This is a genomic window from Chryseobacterium daecheongense (assembly GCF_003729955.1).
GTDB classification, from domain to species: domain Bacteria; phylum Bacteroidota; class Bacteroidia; order Flavobacteriales; family Weeksellaceae; genus Chryseobacterium; species Chryseobacterium daecheongense.
In genome coordinates this window covers 160,267-179,023 of the sequence record NZ_RJTX01000002.1, presented here as the reverse complement: position 1 = coordinate 179,023, position 18,757 = coordinate 160,267, and the positions used below count along the sequence as shown (strand labels likewise).

Annotated in this window: 17 protein-coding genes and 1 tRNA gene; 7 read left to right on the top strand and 11 right to left on the bottom strand. The window is 36.6% G+C overall.

What is annotated here, in order from left to right; genetic code table 11:
- From tsaD to EGI05_RS09210, 3 genes are read left to right on the top strand one after another with little or no spacing between them, the layout of a single operon-like run.
- The gene (gene tsaD, locus EGI05_RS09220; RefSeq protein ID WP_123262778.1) at positions 1-1,017 is read left to right on the top strand and encodes a tRNA (adenosine(37)-N6)-threonylcarbamoyltransferase complex transferase subunit TsaD; all 1,017 of its coding nucleotides are present in this window, start codon (positions 1-3) and stop codon (positions 1,015-1,017) included.
- A gap of 53 nt (positions 1,018-1,070) precedes the next feature.
- A complete protein-coding gene (locus EGI05_RS09215) occupies positions 1,071-1,439 on the top strand; it encodes a four helix bundle protein (RefSeq protein ID WP_123262777.1) in 369 nt (122 codons plus the stop codon).
- 50 nt (positions 1,440-1,489) lie between these two features.
- The gene (locus EGI05_RS09210) at positions 1,490-2,203 is read left to right on the top strand and encodes an RsmE family RNA methyltransferase (RefSeq protein WP_123262776.1); all 714 of its coding nucleotides are present in this window, start codon (positions 1,490-1,492) and stop codon (positions 2,201-2,203) included.
- Positions 2,204-2,663: 460 nt separating this feature from the next.
- On the opposite strand, the gene EGI05_RS09205 is transcribed toward EGI05_RS09210, so the two are convergent.
- Complete coding sequence (locus tag EGI05_RS09205; protein WP_123262775.1) at positions 2,664-3,335, bottom strand: TrmH family RNA methyltransferase; 672 nt, start codon at positions 3,333-3,335, stop codon at positions 2,664-2,666.
- A gap of 166 nt (positions 3,336-3,501) precedes the next feature.
- On the opposite strand from EGI05_RS09205, the gene EGI05_RS09200 reads away from it, so the two are divergent.
- Positions 3,502-4,521, top strand: coding sequence for an asparaginase (locus EGI05_RS09200; RefSeq protein ID WP_123262774.1), 1,020 nt, complete (start codon positions 3,502-3,504; stop codon positions 4,519-4,521).
- 54 nt (positions 4,522-4,575) lie between these two features.
- A tRNA-Ser gene (locus tag EGI05_RS09195) sits at positions 4,576-4,662 on the top strand.
- Between the two features lie 193 nt (positions 4,663-4,855).
- On the opposite strand, the gene EGI05_RS09190 is transcribed toward EGI05_RS09195, so the two are convergent.
- From EGI05_RS09190 to EGI05_RS09165, 6 genes are all read right to left on the bottom strand, one after another.
- Entirely contained in the window at positions 4,856-5,557 is a 702-nt protein-coding gene (locus EGI05_RS09190; protein WP_123262773.1) for a hypothetical protein, read from the bottom strand.
- Between the two features lie 121 nt (positions 5,558-5,678).
- Positions 5,679-7,211 (bottom strand): M20/M25/M40 family metallo-hydrolase, encoded by a 1,533-nt coding sequence (locus tag EGI05_RS09185; RefSeq protein WP_123262772.1) that lies wholly within the window; start codon positions 7,209-7,211, stop codon positions 5,679-5,681.
- 148 nt (positions 7,212-7,359) lie between these two features.
- Entirely contained in the window at positions 7,360-8,808 is a 1,449-nt protein-coding gene (locus EGI05_RS09180; RefSeq protein ID WP_185144976.1) for a TolC family protein, read from the bottom strand.
- Positions 8,789-11,980 carry an efflux RND transporter permease subunit gene (locus EGI05_RS09175; RefSeq protein ID WP_123262770.1) on the bottom strand — a complete coding sequence of 1,064 codons (3,192 nt, stop codon included), beginning with the start codon at positions 11,978-11,980 and terminating at the stop codon, positions 8,789-8,791. Before EGI05_RS09175 ends, EGI05_RS09180 begins: the two co-directional genes overlap by 20 nt.
- 20 nt (positions 11,981-12,000) lie before the next feature.
- The gene (locus tag EGI05_RS09170; RefSeq protein WP_123262769.1) at positions 12,001-13,083 is read right to left on the bottom strand and encodes an efflux RND transporter periplasmic adaptor subunit; all 1,083 of its coding nucleotides are present in this window, start codon (positions 13,081-13,083) and stop codon (positions 12,001-12,003) included.
- Positions 13,084-13,208: 125 nt separating this feature from the next.
- Positions 13,209-13,538: a hypothetical protein gene (locus EGI05_RS09165; RefSeq protein ID WP_228428579.1), complete on the bottom strand. Its 330-nt coding sequence runs from the start codon at positions 13,536-13,538 to the stop codon at positions 13,209-13,211.
- Between the two features lie 387 nt (positions 13,539-13,925).
- Between EGI05_RS09165 and EGI05_RS09160 the strand changes: the two genes are divergently transcribed.
- Positions 13,926-14,324, top strand: coding sequence for a hypothetical protein (locus EGI05_RS09160; protein ID WP_123262767.1), 399 nt, complete (start codon positions 13,926-13,928; stop codon positions 14,322-14,324).
- A 23-nt stretch (positions 14,325-14,347) separates the two neighbouring features.
- A complete protein-coding gene (locus EGI05_RS09155) occupies positions 14,348-14,785 on the top strand; it encodes an META domain-containing protein (protein WP_123262766.1) in 438 nt (145 codons plus the stop codon).
- A 52-nt stretch (positions 14,786-14,837) separates the two neighbouring features.
- On the opposite strand, the gene EGI05_RS09150 is transcribed toward EGI05_RS09155, so the two are convergent.
- From EGI05_RS09150 to porM, 4 genes are read right to left on the bottom strand one after another with little or no spacing between them, the layout of a single operon-like run.
- Positions 14,838-15,092: a SemiSWEET transporter gene (locus EGI05_RS09150; RefSeq protein ID WP_123262765.1), complete on the bottom strand. Its 255-nt coding sequence runs from the start codon at positions 15,090-15,092 to the stop codon at positions 14,838-14,840.
- A 10-nt stretch (positions 15,093-15,102) separates the two neighbouring features.
- Positions 15,103-16,140 carry an NAD(P)/FAD-dependent oxidoreductase gene (locus tag EGI05_RS09145; RefSeq protein ID WP_123262764.1) on the bottom strand — a complete coding sequence of 346 codons (1,038 nt, stop codon included), beginning with the start codon at positions 16,138-16,140 and terminating at the stop codon, positions 15,103-15,105.
- Between the two features lie 55 nt (positions 16,141-16,195).
- A complete protein-coding gene (gene porN / locus EGI05_RS09140) occupies positions 16,196-17,134 on the bottom strand; it encodes a type IX secretion system ring subunit PorN/GldN (RefSeq protein ID WP_123262763.1) in 939 nt (312 codons plus the stop codon).
- 25 nt (positions 17,135-17,159) lie between these two features.
- Positions 17,160-18,734, bottom strand: a complete 1,575-nt coding sequence (porM, locus tag EGI05_RS09135; RefSeq protein ID WP_123262762.1) for a type IX secretion system motor protein PorM/GldM — start codon at positions 18,732-18,734, stop codon at positions 17,160-17,162.
- Positions 18,735-18,757 lie beyond the last annotated feature (23 nt).

The following is an 18,757-nucleotide window of genomic DNA, read 5'->3' as shown; positions in this document are numbered from 1 at the left end:
ATGAGCGACTCTATAATTTTAGGTATTGAATCATCTTGTGATGATACATCAGCAGCTATTATCAAGGGGAACTGCATTCTCTCAAACATTGCTGCCAATCAGGCCGTCCATAAGGAATATGGAGGTGTTGTCCCTGAATTAGCTTCACGTGCCCATCAGCAAAATATCATTCCCGTTGTTGAAAAATCCATCACTAAAGCAAATATACAACAAAATGCCATTTCTGCTATAGGATTTACCCGTGGCCCCGGACTTTTAGGATCTCTTCTCGTTGGAACCTCTTTTGCCAAGTCTTTGGCAATGAGTTTAGATGTTCCTTTAATTGAAGTAAACCATCTCCAGGCACACATTTTAGCCCATTTCATTGACGATGCAAATCCTATGCCGCCAAAATTCCCTTTTCTGTGTCTTACGGTAAGCGGCGGACATACGATGATTGTTTTGGTAAAGGATTATTTTGATATGGAAATTATCGGGAAAACAACCGATGACGCTGCAGGTGAAGCATTCGATAAAATCGGGAAGATTTTCGACCTTGATTATCCGGCGGGTCCCATTATTGATAAGCTGGCTAAAGAGGGTAACCCAGATGCATTTACATTCAATAAACCGAAGCTGGAAAATTACGATTATTCTTTTAGCGGGATCAAAACATCTGTTCTTTATTTCATTCAGAAAGAAGTAAAGAAAAACCCTGATTTTATTAAAGAGAACCTTAATGATCTCTGTGCCTCTGTTCAAAAATCCATTATTGAGATCCTAATGAATAAGCTTGAAAAAGCCGCTAAGGAATTAGACATTAAGGAAGTGGCCATTGCAGGAGGTGTTTCCGCCAATTCGGCATTAAGACAGGCTATGCAGGATAATCACGAGAAATTAGGCTGGAATATTTATATCCCGAAATTTGAATATACTACAGATAATGCTGCGATGATTGCCATGGTAGCACAGCTCAAGTTTGAAAGGGGAGAATTTACTGATTTAAGAACTACGGCAACTGCAAAATACGATTTGTAGCAACAAAGCAAAACAGCAAAATCGCTAAAAAGCAAAAAACACAATGAAGCAAAATGTATACATTCTATTTTGAAAAACTAGATGTTTGGAATAATGCAAGAATACTCGTCAAAGAAATTTATAAAATAACGTCTACATTTCCAGAGATTGAAAAGTTTGGGATCACAAATCAAATTAGACGTGCGAGTACAAGTATAACTGCCAATATTGCAGAAGGAATGACCAGACAAACAGAAAAAGAAAAATCAAGATTCATAAACATTTCATTCAGTAGCTGTATTGAAGTCATTAATTTTTTAATTATTTCAAAAGATTTAGACTTTATAAGTAATGAAAATTATGAACAATTAAGAAATAAAGCAGAGAACATTTCAAATCAACTTAATGCTTTAAACAAAACATTAAATAAAGCTCAGGAATAGTAATTTGCAATTTTGCTTTTTAGCAATTTTGCTATCTAATCTATTAGTTTATGAAATTATTTTACGGAGAAATTCAAGGCGACAGTGTAATCATTAATGATGAGGAACAGCAACATATTGTGAAAGTTCTTCGAATGAAGGAAGGGGAAGAAATCCATGTTACAGACGGGAAGGGAAAGCTTGCCTCGGGAAAGCTGGTTATAGAAGGAAAAAAAGCAGGTATGGACATTGCTGAAATCAAGACAGATCTACCCGATTTCAATCCGAAACTTCATATTGCCATTGCTCCTACCAAAAACATTGACAGGATTGAATTTTTTGTTGAAAAAGCCGTGGAAATGGGTGTATCCGAAATCTCCATTATACAAACAGAAAAAACGGAACGTAAGAACATCAACATTGATAAAATCAGAAAGCAAAGTATTGCTGCTTCAAAACAAAGTCTACGATTTCATTTCCCTGTCATTCATGATTTCGTAAAATTGACTGATTTCCTGAAAAATGTTAACCCCGAACATACTTTTGTTGCCCATTGTCATGAAAGCCTGGAAAGAATCGAGCTTAACCATATTCCATCACTGGAAAGCTATACTATTCTTATAGGTCCGGAAGGTGATTTTTCTGAAAAAGAAATTCATTATTTATTACATAACAAAATAAGGGCTATTTCACTTGGAAATCAAAGGCTTAGAACAGAAACAGCAGGGGTGTTTATTGCATCCTGGAATTATTTTAACTTAAAATTAATAATAAATAATACTTAATTTTAGTAAATTTTTAATATTTTCGCCTGCAAAACTAACGTACCGTGGGGCATCTCTATTTATTATTGTGTGTATTCACATTTCTATGGTGTATATTCACATCCCGATCACTTTTATTCTTCGGCAATATTCGCCATTTTCCTATTCCTATTTTTGAAAAAGATCATACGGGCACAACCATCAGAGGTTACGTTTACTCACATTTGCCATCCATAGTTAAATCAAGATTATCTGTATACCCTATCTATACGGATGTGCATTCTATTATCCGAACTTACAACCCATTACATCATATACATTCTATACTATCTTCAAGGCTCCTTCCTCTCGGAATGATCCCTGATAAACTTGTTTGGTATAGTTAATATTATAGGAACAATACTCCATATCAATTAATTTTTGCTTCCGCTGCCGTTAGCACATATGGAGTTAAAAAAGTTAACGGCAGCGGTTTTTATTCTTAAAAATTGAAATTATTATCTTTCAGGTACTTTTCAAAGATCTGAGCTCCACTTCTGATAGAATTTACACTCCAGCGGATCTTCATTTTTAAGAGTTTTTCCTGATCAAGTTTATAATCAATCCCGGAATGAAGCAGCTTTTGTTTAAGTTCATACATACAGATCCCTGCTGCTACGGAAACATTAAAACTTTTTGTAAATCCATACATGGGAATCGCCAACGTTTCATCTGCAAATTCAATCACTTCATCCGAAACCCCTTCCAGTTCAGTCCCAAAGACTAAGGCGATAGGTTCTGTGATTTGATAATCAGGAAGCATTACGGCATTTTTTTCAGGCGAAACAGCTAGAATTTTATATCCTCTATTTTTAATGGTTCGCAGAGAGTCTATATTTTTAGGCATTTTTTCCACTTCCACCCATGTTTCAGCCCCTTTGGTTACGGTAAGATTGGGATTGAAAACATTTTCTTCTTCCATAGCGATTACTTTATGAAATCCGCAAGCTTCCACAGATCTTACAATGGCAGCCGCATTTCTAAACTGATAGACATCTTCCATGACGGGAAGTACAAAATCTGAACTTTCCTGAGAAAAATGCTCTATCTTCCCCAGTCTTTCTTCAGTTAAGAATTGTTTTAAATAGTCAAAAGTTTGTGCTAATTCTTTCATCTGATAGTATATATATTTTCAGCAGTCAGATGTAACGTTCATGATAATTGTCTTTATTCTCATAAATTTTGCCATAAACGTTTCATTCATTTTCAAGTCTTTGCAAATTAACGTAATTTTGAGGTTACGAACCTGACACAGGCTCAAATTCTTTAATAAAAAGTACATGAAACGAAAAGTCCTGCTCATTTATACCGGTGGAACCATCGGTATGGAAAAAGATTATGAAACCGGCAGCCTGCGTGCCTTTGATTTCGGAAATATTTTTGAAAAAATGCCTGAGATGAAGCTCATGGAATGTGAGGTTTTTGTACATCCTTTTGCCAAACCGCTGGACTCTTCAGATATGGGACCGGAAGAATGGAAAATTATCGCCAACTACATTCATAAAAATTATGAAAAATATGATGGCTTTTTAATCCTTCACGGAACGGATACCATGTCTTATACTGCTTCTGCTTTAAGCTTTATGCTGAAAGGTTTGAAAAAGCCTGTGATCTTAACGGGATCTCAATTGCCTATCGGAGATTTAAGAACCGATGCTAAGGAAAATCTTCTGACGAGCCTTTATTACGCAAGTTTATATGAAAATGATGAAGCAGTCATACAGGAAGTGGCTATTTATTTTGAATATAAACTTTTAAGAGGAAACAGAACTTTAAAATATTCTGCGGAGTATTTCGATGCATATGCAAGTCCCAATTATCCTATTCTGGGGCAATCCGGAGTGCATCTGAATATTATAAAGGAAAATCTTTACCGATCTGATGCTGGTGATGTAGAATTCTCCGTGGATGAACATATTTCTCAAGATGTTTTATTCTGGAGGATTTTCCCGGGAATGCATTTAAGCCATTTTAAGGAAATTCCAAGAATGAAAGTCCTGATCTTGCAGGTTTTTGGTTCGGGAACAATTTTCAGCAGTGAAAAAACACAGGAAATCCTTCAGGAAATCCGAAATAACGGAACAGAAATCGTAGTGGTAAGCCAGTGTATTTCAGGAGGAATTTCATTCGGAAAGTATGAAAACAGTAATATTTTTTCTAAAATCGGAGCGATCAGCGGAAAAGATATAACAGCGGAAAGTGCGATTACCAAAGCAATGCATTTAATAGACAATCCTAATTATGAAGGAACCTTTGCAGAGAATTTTTCCAGAAGTCTTTGTGGAGAAATTTCTGAGTAATTGCGCAAATAATTTGCTATTTCGAGAAAATACTCTATTTTTGCAATCTCAATTAGAGAGGTGTCCGAGTGGTTGAAGGAGCTACCCTGGAAAGGTAGTATACGGGTAACTGTATCGAGGGTTCGAATCCCTTCCTCTCTGCAAAAGATAAAGTCTTGAACATTAATGTTTAAGACTTTTTTGTTTTTACAACTTAAAGCAAAAGGTCTTTAGGTTGTAAAGTAAGCTTAACACAAAACTATTTCTCATTAGCTAATAAAAACTGCCCGTCAGCATTGACAGGCAATTTTTGAAACAATATAATATAACTAACTGAATGTAAGAATAAAGCAATTTAATTACATATCGTTAAAAACTGCCGATTCATCTGTACCTTGAATTTCGCTTCAGACTTAAGCTTATTATAAATAGTATGCTCAAATGCCTGTACAGATTTCAATTTCTGATCAATGCATTCTGCGATCTGGACAATTGAAAAAAGAAAATCCCGGTATTTGGCCATATCAACCGTTCTTCCATAATAGGGTAAATAGGCCTTCAGAAAAGGAATGGTTGACTGGTGCTGGTTATAATTGATACAATATCCCGCTCCTTCTCTACCTGTAATAATTCCATAATCATTCACAAAATCCATAATATTTCCCTGCCCGTTTAGAACTTCGTCATTTTTCAAAAGGAATCCATTGATCTTATCTAAAATATGTTGTGCATATTCCATCATGGTGATCGTTTTCCATTCAAATATATGGTTCATGCCTTTAACGGCTTTGGCTGGTTTTCCGTTTTCACATTGTGTACAGAAGGAGATCCCGATCTTATCATGATTCGGGAAAAAGCAGTCTTTGATCTGGATAGATGCCTCTGCCTGCAATCTCTCGTTGGCGAAATTATAATAGAGATAAGGGCTGTATAGCTCTGCTAAACTTTTTAAATAGTCAATTTCACTGGTATTATGATACTGTTCAAACCATCTTTCAAGATTGTTATAGTATTGATTTTCAAACTCGGTAAAACTTAAATAAAATGGCAGTTCCATAGCTTCGTATTTTAATTGAGACAAAGCTATTTCACTAATGCGACAGAACTTGACGTATTAAAAAAATAATTTTAAATGTTGAGATTGAGGCTAAGATTGGAGTTAAAGAAATACAGTAATGCTATCGATCATAGTTTTTCATGATGTATTCAAAATAATGAATCATCTTCATATAATTTTCGATGCTGAGATATTCGTTGGTACTGTGGATGCTTTGTTTTTCGGGATCATTGATCTTAATAGGCATAAATCTGTAGATATTTTTGCTCACGATCTGATATTTATAAGCATCTGTTGCGGCGATGGTAAGATAAGGCGTAGCTATAGCATCAGGATAAATTTCTTTAATTCCGGCTTCAATGATGGTAAAACTTTTTGTTTTGGTAGATGAAATGGCGGAAGCTTCTTTGGTGTTATCAATTTCCTCTACTTCTACGTCAAATCCTTCGGTAGCTTTTGCAATGTGTTCTTTGACATCTTTTACCGTATTTCCGGGAAGCAATCTGAAATTCACGATAAACTCAACTTCGGGAGAGAGAACATTAGGTCCATCGCTACCTTTCATCATCGTTAAAGCGGTGGTGGTACGAACTAAAGCATTTGTACTGTTGTTCTTGGTAAGCTGTGACAGTAAAACAGGTTTTAAAAACCATTGGTTGGCAATGGCCAATCTGTTGACAAAAGGCATTGTTCCCCCCACATTATCAAAGAATTGTTTAATTAATGGTGTCATGATCGGCTTCATCTGATCATCCTCCAGTCTCTGCATAATGATGGCTGCTTTTCCCATTGCGGTTTCCAGCGGAGGCATGGAAGAATGTCCACCCAAACCTTTCACTTTGATTCTGGCAGAGAGAAAGCCTTTTTCTGCACATCCGATGACCGCCACATCTGAATCGATTCCTTTTACACTTCCCTTCTCTAAAATCAATCCACCTTCATCATATACGGCTTCGAACTTCAATCCTTGCTTTTTGAAATGGACTGCAATTTGTGCTGCTCCTTTGGCCCCGCCAACTTCTTCATCAAAACCAAAAGCCAGGTATATATCACGTTGCGGAATATATCCACTTTTGATCAGGTTGTTCATAGATTCCATCAAAGAGAAAAGCATTCCTTTCATATCGATTGCTCCTCTTCCATAAATTCTTCCATTGGCAACCGCTCCTGAAAACGGACCAAAATCCCAATCCTCTGCTACTTTTGTCACAGCAGGCAATGGCTGATCATTGGGTCTGAAAACATTTTCTTCTTTATTTTTCACATCGGCATCTCCCGGAGGAACAACATCCATGTGAGAAAGAAACAAAATAGGCTCGAGATTGGGTTCGCTTCCTTTCAATCTGAATACCAAACCATATTTATTGATCTCATAGTTTTCCGTATTCTGATACACTAACGGGTACGATTTTCTGAGGTATTCTTTAAAAGTTTCAAATGTGGAATAATCAAAATTTCCCAACTCACCTGTAGAAACCGTAGGAATTTTTAAACCACCTGAAAATCTTTGAACAGCTGAATCATTTTTGACTGCTTTCCAAACTGATTTTGTTTCGGAATTATTTTTTTTGAACGGATAGGTGAATGTTCTGATAAGGAGAACAGCGATAAGAATGAGGAGGATACCGAGGATGAGGAAGAGGAGTTTTTTCATGAGAGGGTTTTGTGGTGGTATGACAAATATAAGAAAGTTATAGCGAGAATTTTTATTGGATTTTTTATCTTATTCATAAAAACTTATTATAAAAAAGCTTGATTCTCACGAATCAAGCTCCTCAATTAACTTTAATAATTCCTCTGAATTATTTCCATCCGCCTCCTAGGCTTTTATAAATATCAACCACTGTACTTAGTTGTTTTTCTTTTGCTTCAATCAGTTCCATCTTAGCATCTAATGCATCTCTCTGGTTTAATAAAACCTCCAGATAATCTGCTCTGGAATTTCGGAACAACTGATTAGCAATATCAATAGACTGTTCCAATGCATGAGTTTCCTGAGATTTCAATTGATAATACTGATCAATATTTTTAACTTTTGACATCAGATTAGCCACATCCAGATAAGCATTCAGAATCGTTTTGTCATACTCATACAAAGCCTGGATCTGCCTTGCATCTGCAGTTTGGAAATTGGCTTTAATTGCACTTTTGTTAATCAAAGGCCCTGCTAATTCCCCAGCCAAACTCGCTGCCATTGATTCCGGTAATTTTACCAGATATGAAGGCTTAAATGCTTCCAATCCCAAGGTAGCAGAAATTTCTAATGAAGGATAGAATTCTTTTCTTGCCGCTTCCACATCAAATTTTGCTGCTTTTAATTCTAATTCTGCCTGTTTGATATCAGGACGGTTGGCCAATAGCTGTGATGGAATTCCTGTATAAACTGTTTGCGGAATCGTTGACATAAAGTTTTCCTTAGTTCTCACAATCGGTTGTGGAAAACGACCGCAAAGCGCATTAATATCATTCTCTTTTTCGGTAATCTCCTGACGGATGGTATATTCCGTTGCTTTTGATTTGGCTAACTCCGCTTCAAACTTTTTTACTGCCAATTCAGTGGCTGCTGCAGCTTCTTTTTGAATTTTTGAAATTTCCAGAGCTTTTTGCTGTAACTTGATGTATTGTTGAATAATATCCAACTGGTTATCCAACGCCAGCAATTCATAGTAGTTGTCAGCAACTTCTTCTATTAAGCTTGAAAGAACAAAATTTTTCCCTTCAACTGTGGATAGATAGTGAGCCACTGCCGCTTCTTTTTCTGTTCTGAGCTTTTTCCAGATATCAATTTCCCAGTTGGCCATCAATCCCCCTTCGAAATTTCCAAGCGGATCCGGCATTTCTTTTCCAGGCTCTATTTCTGTAGTAGCATCACCCGCTCCTTCACTCGTATAACGTCCTGCTTTTTTTACTCCTGCTCCAATTCCTGCAGAAACCGTTGGAGTTAATTTCCCTTTTTTTGCTAAAACACCACTTTTGGCGATCTCAATCTCCTGTAGGGTGATCATGAGTTCCTGGTTGTTCTTTAAAGCAGTTTCAATCAGTGCAACAAGATTAGGATCCGTAAAGAATTGTCTCCACGGAGTGGTGCCACTGTTATTACTGGCATCTCCCTGATCTTCCTGATTAAAGTTTTGAGGTACATTTTCTTTTACCTCGTCTTTTATAACTGTCGCCATCGGAGCCTTACAACTTGCTAAAACAAGTGATAAGGCAATGGCTGTGATCATATTTTTAGTCTTCAAATTTTCCATCATGTTGATAAGGTTCAGTTTGTTCAGTTAAAGGATTTTCTTCTTCATATCTTGCCAATCTTGATTTCTCCGCAATCGTTCCGAAGATGTAGTATAGTCCCGGAATAATCATCAGTCCGAAAACAGTCCCAATCAGCATTCCTCCCGCAGCAGCTGTACCAATGGTTCTGTTTCCGATCGCCCCCGGTCCTGTTGCCATTACCAACGGAATCAAACCTGCAATAAAGGCAAATGAAGTCATTAAGATCGGACGGAAACGGATAGCCGCTCCTTCAATGGCAGCCTGTGCCACAGGAATCCCTTCTTCCGCTTTCTTCTGTACGGCAAATTCAACAATCAATACGGCATTTTTCCCTAAAAGCCCGATCAACATAACCATGGCAACCTGAGCATAAATATTGTTCTCTAATCCTAATAATTTCAAACATAAGAATGCTCCGAAAATCCCCGTTGGCAAAGAAAGAATTACCGGTAACGGAAGAATGAAGCTTTCATACTGTGCGGAAAGAATCAGATAAACGAAACCTAAACATACCAAGAAGATATATACAGCTTCATTTCCACGGTTTACTTCATCTTTAGAAATCCCCGCCCAGTCAATACCGAAACCTCTCGGAAGTGTTTTATCCGCCACCTCTTTAATCGCTGCAATAGCCTGTCCGGAGCTGTAACCCGGTGCAGGAGTTCCACTTACCTCGGATGAATTATACATATTGTGTCTCGTGATCTCTGATAAACCATAAACCTTTTCCAAATGCATGAAATCTGAATACGGAACCATTTGATCTTTATCATTTTTCACATATAATTTCAATAAATCACTTGGCAATGCACGATATTGCGGACCTGCCTGAACAATTACTTTATACGGTCTGTCAAAACGAATGAAACTCGTCTCATAATTCGAACCTATCAATGTTGATAAATTATCCATCGCATTTTCAATGGTTACGCCTTTTTGTTCAGCAAGATCATTATCCACTCTCAACATATATTGAGGGAAACTCGCGGAATAGAAAGTAAACGCTGAACCTAGTTCAGGACGCTTTTTCAATTCCTTTACGAAATCGTTACTTACCTGCTCCATCTTATGATAATCTCCACTTCCTGCTTTATCCAAGAGTCGAAGTTCAAAACCACCTGCTGCACCATACCCCGGAATAGATGGAGGCTGGAAAAATTCTATATTGGCACCCGGAATATTTTTAGCTTTTTCTTCCAGTTTTTCAATAATTTCCGCGGCAGATTCTTTACGATCTTCCCAGCTTTTAAGATTGATCAGACAAGTACCAGAGTTGGAACCTGTACCTTCTGTAAGAATTTCATAACCTGCCAGTGAAGAAACGGATTGTACTCCATCAATATCTTCAGACTCTCTTAATAATTCTTTGGCAATCTGATTGGTTCTTTCTAACGTTGAACCTGGCGGTGTTTGGATAATTGCGTAGATCATTCCCTGGTCTTCCGCCGGAATAAATCCTGATGGAAGGGAGTTGCTTAAAAAGAATGTACATGCACAGAAAGCTAATAACAGCGGAAGTGTGATCGTTTTTTTCTTCACTGTTTTATTCAGCAATCCTTCATATTTTCCTGCTCCTTTTGTAAATAAGCTGTTGAATTTATCTAAGAAAATGGTAATAGGAGTTCTTTTTTTCGCTTTTCCGTGGTTATTTTTTAAGATTAAAGCACATAACGCCGGAGTTAAGGTTAATGCAACTACTCCGGAAAGGATAATTGCCGAAGCCATGGTAATGGAGAACTGACGATAGAATACCCCAACCGGACCAGACATAAATGCGATCGGAATGAATACGGATGCCATTACCAAAGTAATTGCGATAATCGCTCCACTGATCTCGTGCATCGCCTCTTCTGTTGCTTTTAATGGAGAAAGATGTTTTTCTTCCATCTTGGCATGAACCGCTTCAATCACAACAATGGCATCATCTACCACGACCCCAATTGCCATTACAAGAGCAAAGAGCGAGATCATATTTAAAGTGATTCCGAAAGCGGACATCACAGCGAAAGTACCGATCAATGAAACGGGAACTGCAATAGCTGGAATCAATGTAGAACGCCAGTCTCCTAAAAATAGGAATACCACAATGGCCACCAAAATAAAAGCTTCAAATAAAGTGTGAATTACTTTTTCAATGGAGGCATCCAAGAATCTTGACACATCATAACTAATGTCATAATGCATTCCTTTCGGGAAAGTAGTTTTCTGCAATTCTGCCATCAAGGTTTTTACATTTTTGATAACATCACTTGCGTTGGAACCATACGATTGTTTTACCGTGATCGCAGCAGAAGGTTTTCCGTTCAATGTGGAATAGATGTCATACATGGAAGAACCGAATTCTATATCAGCTACATCTTTTAACCTGATGAATTCTCCATCTGATTTTGCTTTAAGGATAATATTTCCGTAATCTTTTTCATTATTGAAACGACCCGGATATTTTAAGATGTATTCAAATGACTGAGATCTTTTTCCGGAACTTTCTCCTGTTTTACCCGGGGAAGCTTCCAAACTCTGTGCATTTAATGCTTCCATCACTTCATCTGCCGAAATGCTGTATGCTGTTAATCTGTCTGGTTTAAGCCAGATACGCATTGCATATTCTCTTGTTCCCAGGATATCTGCAAAACCTACTCCACTTACCCTTCTCAACTCAGACATTACGTTGATATCTGCATAGTTGAAAAGGAATTTCTGATCGGCTTTGGGATCATCACTGTACAAGTTGATATACATCAACATATTGGGTTCTTCACGAGTGATTTTTACCCCTTCACGGACTACCAACGGCGGAAGTTTATTCACAACGGAAGATACACGGTTCTGAACGTTTACGGCTGCAACATTGGGATCGGTTCCCAGGTCAAAAACTACCTGAATAGAAGCCTCTCCGTCATTTCCGGCATCAGAAGTCATGTATTTCATTCCCGGTACTCCATTAAGACCTCTCTCCAGTGGAATAACCACAGATTTGATCAATAATTCGTTATTAGCTCCGGGATATTCTGCGGTGATATTTACTTTGGGTGGTGAAATGGACGGGAATTGGGTAACCGGTAGTTTAACCAGTGACAAGATTCCCATAAATACGATAATCAGTGAGATTACGATAGACAGAACGGGTCTGCGAATGAATTTTTTAAACATACTGCTTCATTTAATGAGTCCTACTCTGCTTTTAATCTTAATGATTGAAGAACTTTTCTCGGATCCTGAGGTTTTGTTTTTACTTTCTGATCATCTTTTACTTTCTGAACACCTTCCAGAAGAATCTTATCTCCTTCGGAAAGTCCTGAAGCCACTACATAAAGGTCAGGAAGCTCATAAGCCACTTTTATATTTTTAGATTTGGCAACACCATTTTTGTCAATTACAAAAACATATTTCTGATCCTGAATTTCATAAGTGGCTTTTTGTGGAATGATCAAAGCATTTTTAAGCGGTAAGGTCATTCGTACTTTTCCGGTTTCTCCGTTTCTTAACAATTTGTCAGGATTTGGAAACTTGGCTCTGAATGCGATATTTCCTGTTTCATTATCAAATTCACCTTCTATGGTCTGGATCTCTCCTTTTTGTGGTAGGTCTTCACCATTGGCCATGATAAGGGTTACCTGATTGCTTCCTCTGTCATTGACATGTGTTTGATAGCTCAGATATTCAGGTTCTGAAACATTAAAATAGCTGTACACATTGGTATTGTCAGACAATGAAGTCAATAAATCTCCTTCATCCACAAGACTTCCTAGTTTCAAAGGAATTCTGTTGATAACTCCTGAAAATGGAGCTTTGATATCGGTAAATGACAAGTGAATCTGAGCCAATCTCATTTCTGCATTGGCAGCATCAAGCTTAGCTTTGGCCATCGCTTTTTCGTTTTTGGAAACAACATTGTTATTTGCCAATGTACTTGCATTTCTTAATTCTATTGAAGCCTGTTCTACTTCGGCTTTGGCTTTCATCAATTCTGCCTGGTACAACTGAGGCATAATTCTGAATAATGTTTGTCCTGCATGGACATATTGTCCTTCGTCTACATAGATCTTTTCAAGAAATCCTTTTTCCTGTGCACGGATTTCAATGTTTTTTACAGATTGTATCTGTGCTACATATTCTTTGTTGATCACCGTATCCATTTTTACGGGTGAAGTAACCGGATAAACCGTTTCTTCTTCTTTTTCTTCTTTTTTGCCATTACAAGCGGCAAATAATAAGAGGGTACTAAGCATCATGCTTGAGACAACTCCTTTCATCATAATTCTAGAGTATATAAATCGTTAATGTTAATTGAGAATTGATTGTGTGGATATTACGATATCACAACACGGGATATTTCTACTCAAGCTCTTGAGCAGAAAATAAAGAAGGGAAAGGTATTTTAAATTCTGATAGAACGAATCAGAATGAATCTCTTTACATGGACAGAATTGAACAATAAGCCATGTATAGAGGATTTCAGGCGCTTTTTATTGTGCAGCCCGAAAATATAGACCAAACTGAAGACACTGGCAAAAACAACAATGCTTTGGAAAGTATCTGAAAATTGAAAATCATCCTCCGCAAGTTCCAATGTATATGTTGCATCTACATCATCTGGTGCCTGCTGAATTGAAAGCTTTTCATAGGTTTGGTTCAAACGATTCGCCTTTTTAGGCAGGTTATGAGAAACATGGCCATTATAATCATTTCGAAGAGTTTTGACATTCATTTTGCTTTCCACTATAAATAGCAGAAATAAACTGGTCAAAAAATATATTATGGTGTTTCTCATTTGAAGTTGCAAATCTACACCTAGATTTGAATATTTGCATATAGATTAACAAAATTTAACTTTCCTTTAAATAAGCTGAAGACGCATGGTTAAAGGAAAATTTAATATTAGCAACTTTTTTTCAAGACTTGTTTCCCTTAAAAAATACATTTTATAAAAATGACTAAAGTGAAATCGCATACCGTTTTTCAGTGATTCAGTCTCCCTACCTGGAATATTGATATTTTAATTAATTTATCTAAATTTAACATATATACATTAAAAATATTTGTAAATTTATACAACATTAATACTATTTCATGACACACTTAATCACTTATTACTATGAAAAAATTATCTTCAATAATTATCTTCAGCCTGGCTGTACTTTCAGTAACAGCGTGTAAGCACTCTGTGAAAGAAACCGAATCTCTCACTGAGATTCAACCTACTGCTGTGGAAACAGATAAAATTACAAAAGAAGTTTTTACAGACAGCTTCGGAGATCAGATGGAAGTTACTGTTAATGAAACCCAAAATACGGTAACTGTACATTTGGATGGCAAAACCTATGAGCTGAAAAAAAATGAAGACTTACCAGAGTACACAGCTTCCAATGCAGAATATCAATATTCCGATATCAGAGGTAATATTACCTTTCTGAAAAAAAATGTTGATATGGTTTTATTTCATTATAAAAATAATGGGAAAAACCGAACCGCCACTAAAATGGCCTCTTATTAATTACTCACATTAAATATTCTGATATGAAAAGACTATATAGTTATTTAGCCCTATTGTTTGTGGCAATCATACTTTTTTCGTGTAAAAGCACTACCCAACCGGGAAAAGCGTCTAATGATATTACGGGGAAAACCTGGAAACTTGTAGAACTTAACGGGAAGCCTATCACACTTCATAATCCAAAAAACAATCCTTATTTTTCATTGAATATGGCGGATATGAGATACTCCGGACATGCAGGATGTAATGGTGTTGGAGGGACCTTTGAGATTACACCGGAAATGATGCGTATCAAATTCAATCAGGGAATGTCTACCATGATGGCCTGTGATGATCTTGAAACAGAACTTTTGTTCACAAAAGCTTTATTGGCTGCAGACAACTATTCTGTGAATGGAAATACTCTTACTTTAAATAAGGCCAGAATGGCTCCTTTAGCTAAATTTACCCTTCAGGAATAATAACCTTCCATATATTAAATTGGGGGCTTTTACGCATGTAAAAGCCCCCAATTTATTTTTTATATATAAAGTAACAGACTAAAAGTGTACTATTGAGAAGCACGGAAAAAGCATTGGATAAGATAATAGGCCATTCTTCTTTCATGATTCCGTACCATACCCATAGAGAAACTCCCGATATAAGGACCAACAGCATGACCCAGGAAAGATCTTCTACATTCTTTTCTTTTAAGACTTTTACAAGCTGGGGAACCATTGAAGCCGAAGTAAGTATCCCAGCTATAATTCCTAATATATTTTCATTCATAATCTTTCAGTTACTTATTAAATCTGTTGATGGATATTTCTTCATGTAACGGAATATTGTTTTCTATAAATTCATACAGGCTTTTAGAAAAATAACATCCATTGAGAATTCCCCGCGCTCCCAATCCATTGAAAACATATAGGTTTTCATGTTCATTATGTCTTCCTATAATAGGTCTTCGGTCTTTCACAGTAGGTCGGAAACCGAAATTCACCTCACCAATTTCAAAATCATCCGGATAAAATTCTGATAACCCACGAACCAGTTGTTCTACTGCAGAATCATCTATGTGATGATGCAGTTGCTCTCTGTCATAAGTTCCTCCATAAAAATACAAATCATGATTGACAGGAAACAGAAAATGCTTCTTTTTGATCGTTATATTTTCAGGAATATCTTTCGAAAGCTTTACTTTGATATGATGCCCTTTATTAGGGTTCACCGGAATTTCAGAAAAATAGGGATTTTCTTTCACACCCATTCCCTCACAGAAAATAATATGTTGAAAAGCAATGTCTTTATATGTAGATGCTGAAGGATTAAGTTTAGCATATTCAAATTTTTCTTTTATCAGAATAGACTGATTCTCAAAATAGCTGAATAGATCATTGAAAAAGCTACTCACATCCAATCTTGCAGACTGATCAACCTTTCCTGTATTGAAATCATTCTTAACAATATCCAAATGCCTGAATTCTTTATTCAAAAATGCTGAAAGATCTTCATTATCTGATTTTTTCAACCACAGCTTCTGTTCATTATCATCATGGAAAATTCTATGAATCGGTGCATGGATCAGATAATTTTTCCGAGTGTAGGATTCTATTTCCTGAAGAGTAATTTTCAGGAAATCTATTTGTTCCTGGGCCTTCCAGAAAGTGGTAAACTTTTTTAACACCACAGGATTGATAATCCCCGCAGATACTTGAGACGCACTTTTTCTCCCTTCTGAAAAAATAACGAAAGATTGATCATGCTTAATGAGCTGATGCGCAAAAAACAATGCCGCATATCCGTCCCCAACAATAATATAGTCTACTTTTCTCATAATAAAAAAAACCTGAGTAAAAATACTCAGGTTTTGTATAAATATCAAGTGAAATTTAGTAATTCCACATTTCATTTTCCATTTCTAGAATCTGCTCCTTAATTCTGTCGCTTTCTTCTAACTGCTCATCAGCATTTCTTGGAATATAGTCTTTAATAGTACCATCTCCTAAACCGCTTGATGACTTATAAATAATAGAAGAAAATCTTCTAGCATTGATCAAATCATCAAAAGATAAGTCAGCAGCTGAATTCTTTTTGTTGAAAACATAATTGTTAGCTAAAACTTCTCTTGCAGTTGGATAATAGATCCAGAATAAGTCGATAAGCTCATCTGCTCCTGCCAATGGCTCTCCGTTTGGTCCTGTTCTCCCTTGAACAGCCGGATCTGGTCCCATTGCAGCAATACCAAGTGGTCTGTATTTCATTTGACCATCTCTCTTATCGATGAACCACATACCCATAATTTTAAGAACTTTAACTTTGTCAGTTGTCGTTTTAAAGATATCGGTATATTGTTTTTTCTCATCCTCTGTTAATTGTCTTCCTGTGTTAAGGATATCAATTGCAGCATCAGAGATTCTTACACTTTCTAATCTTTTCTGAATTCCTTCAGGAGTAAGCTTGGTTACAAAGTTTTCGTCATCATATACTTCTGCAATTTTTCCGCTGATGGCAGCATCCAATAACAATTGATAAAGTGATCTTGTAGGGGATGAAAGCAGACCATCCGGATTATCATAGTAGAAAGGTTGGTTGATCTTATCATTCATATCGATAATTTCCCAAACAAACATACTTTTCAAGATGTCCTTATCATCAACAAATCCATATTCTAAAGGCTTAACCGTTTTATCAATAACAGTATCTCCAACCTTTTGCTTATTTTCATCTCTCATCCTTCTGAATTCTTCCGGAGAAGATGCATTCAGGATAGTTTGGGAAAAAACGAATCCCGAAACTAATACTAAAAGACTGCTTATATATTTTTTCATAATATTATTATTAAACTATTAAACCTTACTGAACGTTGATTACAATAGGAGTTATATTTTTAATCTGTTGATTACCTAAACCGGTAGCAGTAGCTTTGATATCAAATATATATACTACGTCTCCTGTTCTTAGATTCTTCATTAGACCAGCTGCTTCAGCTAAAGTATTACCTTTAACTAATAATGCTGCTCTACCAGGTACTTTAACCATAAACTGATTAACAGCGAACGAAACCGGGAAGTCGAAATCAGGAATTGCTGCTTGTACCGATTGGTTCGGGATTGAAGTTGCAGGCATACCTAATACGTTTTGACCTCTCATTTGTCCTTGTGGTGGTGGAACACCTTTAATTCTGTATTCAAACACCTGAGAAACTGATTTACCAGTAGGATCTGTTCCAGACAACGTCAACTTAAGTGTTGTACCCGTAGTTGGTGTTACATTCCATTTTCCTGGACCTGTATTTTTCACAACTGCACCTGGAGCAGATAAAGATAATTTAGCATTATCAGCACCTAAGATAGATCCTGAAACAGGGTTTTCAAGTCCTCTATACATTACATTCATCTTATCAGCAGATAATAGTAATCCTTTTTGAAGTTTTACTAATTGAGGCCCTGCGATTACGTTATATGTATGCGTCCAAGGGAAACTTTGTGGTTTTCCTGAAGCATCTGTTAATGTAATGGTACCATTTAAAGTACGAGGCCCTTCTGCACCACTTCCAGAAATCGGAATAATACCTTTTCCGTTTTCTTGTCTGCTAACACCACTGATTTTGATCTTATCACTATTAGAATAAGTACCTAACATAACTTTAACTTCAGCCTGTTGTCCAGCCTGGATATCTACCGGTCCTGAAACAATTGGTTCATAGCTGCTGAATTTAATGCTTGCATCTACTTTTTCTTGTAACATTAATGCCAATGCATCTGACTGAACATTTCTAGCATCATTCTGAATAATCTCTAAGTTTGAAATCGCAGCGATTAACGGCTGGTGGTAGAATTTATTCTGGAACCATGTTTTATCGTTTGGAGATTTACCCTTAGGATATTCAGCAATAAGAGATTTATTTGCTCTGTCAACTAAATCTTTAAGTTGTGGATTGTTTCCAAAAGTGGTATTAATGTAATTTCTTACATCATCAATTTTAGATTTCAATTCATTCGCTCTCTTTGAAGGAGAGTTTTCATCACCTTCGTTAAAGAAATAATCTGTAGTTGGCTCATTATTATTAAGTGCTGCGAAATTTTCGCTTACATCAATTCCATCTTTAAATTCAGATTCTTTCTTTAATTGGGTCTTAATTTTTTCAGCATGATCAACTAAAACGTTAATTTTATCTCTAAGAACCTGATAATCCGCCCAAGGCTTAGCATAAGTATCCGGTACTTGCTGCGCTTTTGCTTCAAGGGTTTTTTCGAAAATCTTCTCGTTTTTTCTCTCGGTTAAAGTTCTTGTTTCATTTAGCGCTCTCGTAGAGTCATAATATGATCTGATGATTTCCGCATCAATATTTAGGGCCATCATAGCGATGAACACCAAATACATTAGGTTGATCATCTTCTGACGTGGAGTCTGTTTTCCTTGTGCCATTCTCTTTTCTTTTGTTTTTGATT

Bases quoted from the DNA above. Each gene is read 5' to 3' on its own strand.
- tsaD (WP_123262778.1), top strand. From the start codon at position 1: ATGAGCGACTCTATAATTTTAGGTATTGAATCATCTTGTGATGATACA.
- EGI05_RS09215 (WP_123262777.1), top strand. From the start codon at position 1,071: ATGTATACATTCTATTTTGAAAAACTAGATGTTTGGAATAATGCAAGA.
- EGI05_RS09210 (WP_123262776.1), top strand. From the start codon at position 1,490: ATGAAATTATTTTACGGAGAAATTCAAGGCGACAGTGTAATCATTAAT.
- EGI05_RS09205 (WP_123262775.1), bottom strand. From the start codon at position 3,335: ATGAAAGAATTAGCACAAACTTTTGACTATTTAAAACAATTCTTAACT.
- EGI05_RS09200 (WP_123262774.1), top strand. From the start codon at position 3,502: ATGAAACGAAAAGTCCTGCTCATTTATACCGGTGGAACCATCGGTATG.
- EGI05_RS09190 (WP_123262773.1), bottom strand. From the start codon at position 5,557: ATGGAACTGCCATTTTATTTAAGTTTTACCGAGTTTGAAAATCAATAC.
- EGI05_RS09185 (WP_123262772.1), bottom strand. From the start codon at position 7,211: ATGAAAAAACTCCTCTTCCTCATCCTCGGTATCCTCCTCATTCTTATC.
- EGI05_RS09180 (WP_185144976.1), bottom strand. From the start codon at position 8,808: ATGGAAAATTTGAAGACTAAAAATATGATCACAGCCATTGCCTTATCA.
- EGI05_RS09175 (WP_123262770.1), bottom strand. From the start codon at position 11,980: ATGTTTAAAAAATTCATTCGCAGACCCGTTCTGTCTATCGTAATCTCA.
- EGI05_RS09170 (WP_123262769.1), bottom strand. From the start codon at position 13,083: ATGAAAGGAGTTGTCTCAAGCATGATGCTTAGTACCCTCTTATTATTT.
- EGI05_RS09165 (WP_228428579.1), bottom strand. From the start codon at position 13,538: ATGAATGTCAAAACTCTTCGAAATGATTATAATGGCCATGTTTCTCAT.
- EGI05_RS09160 (WP_123262767.1), top strand. From the start codon at position 13,926: ATGAAAAAATTATCTTCAATAATTATCTTCAGCCTGGCTGTACTTTCA.
- EGI05_RS09155 (WP_123262766.1), top strand. From the start codon at position 14,348: ATGAAAAGACTATATAGTTATTTAGCCCTATTGTTTGTGGCAATCATA.
- EGI05_RS09150 (WP_123262765.1), bottom strand. From the start codon at position 15,092: ATGAATGAAAATATATTAGGAATTATAGCTGGGATACTTACTTCGGCT.
- EGI05_RS09145 (WP_123262764.1), bottom strand. From the start codon at position 16,140: ATGAGAAAAGTAGACTATATTATTGTTGGGGACGGATATGCGGCATTG.
- porN (WP_123262763.1), bottom strand. From the start codon at position 17,134: ATGAAAAAATATATAAGCAGTCTTTTAGTATTAGTTTCGGGATTCGTT.
- porM (WP_123262762.1), bottom strand. From the start codon at position 18,734: ATGGCACAAGGAAAACAGACTCCACGTCAGAAGATGATCAACCTAATG.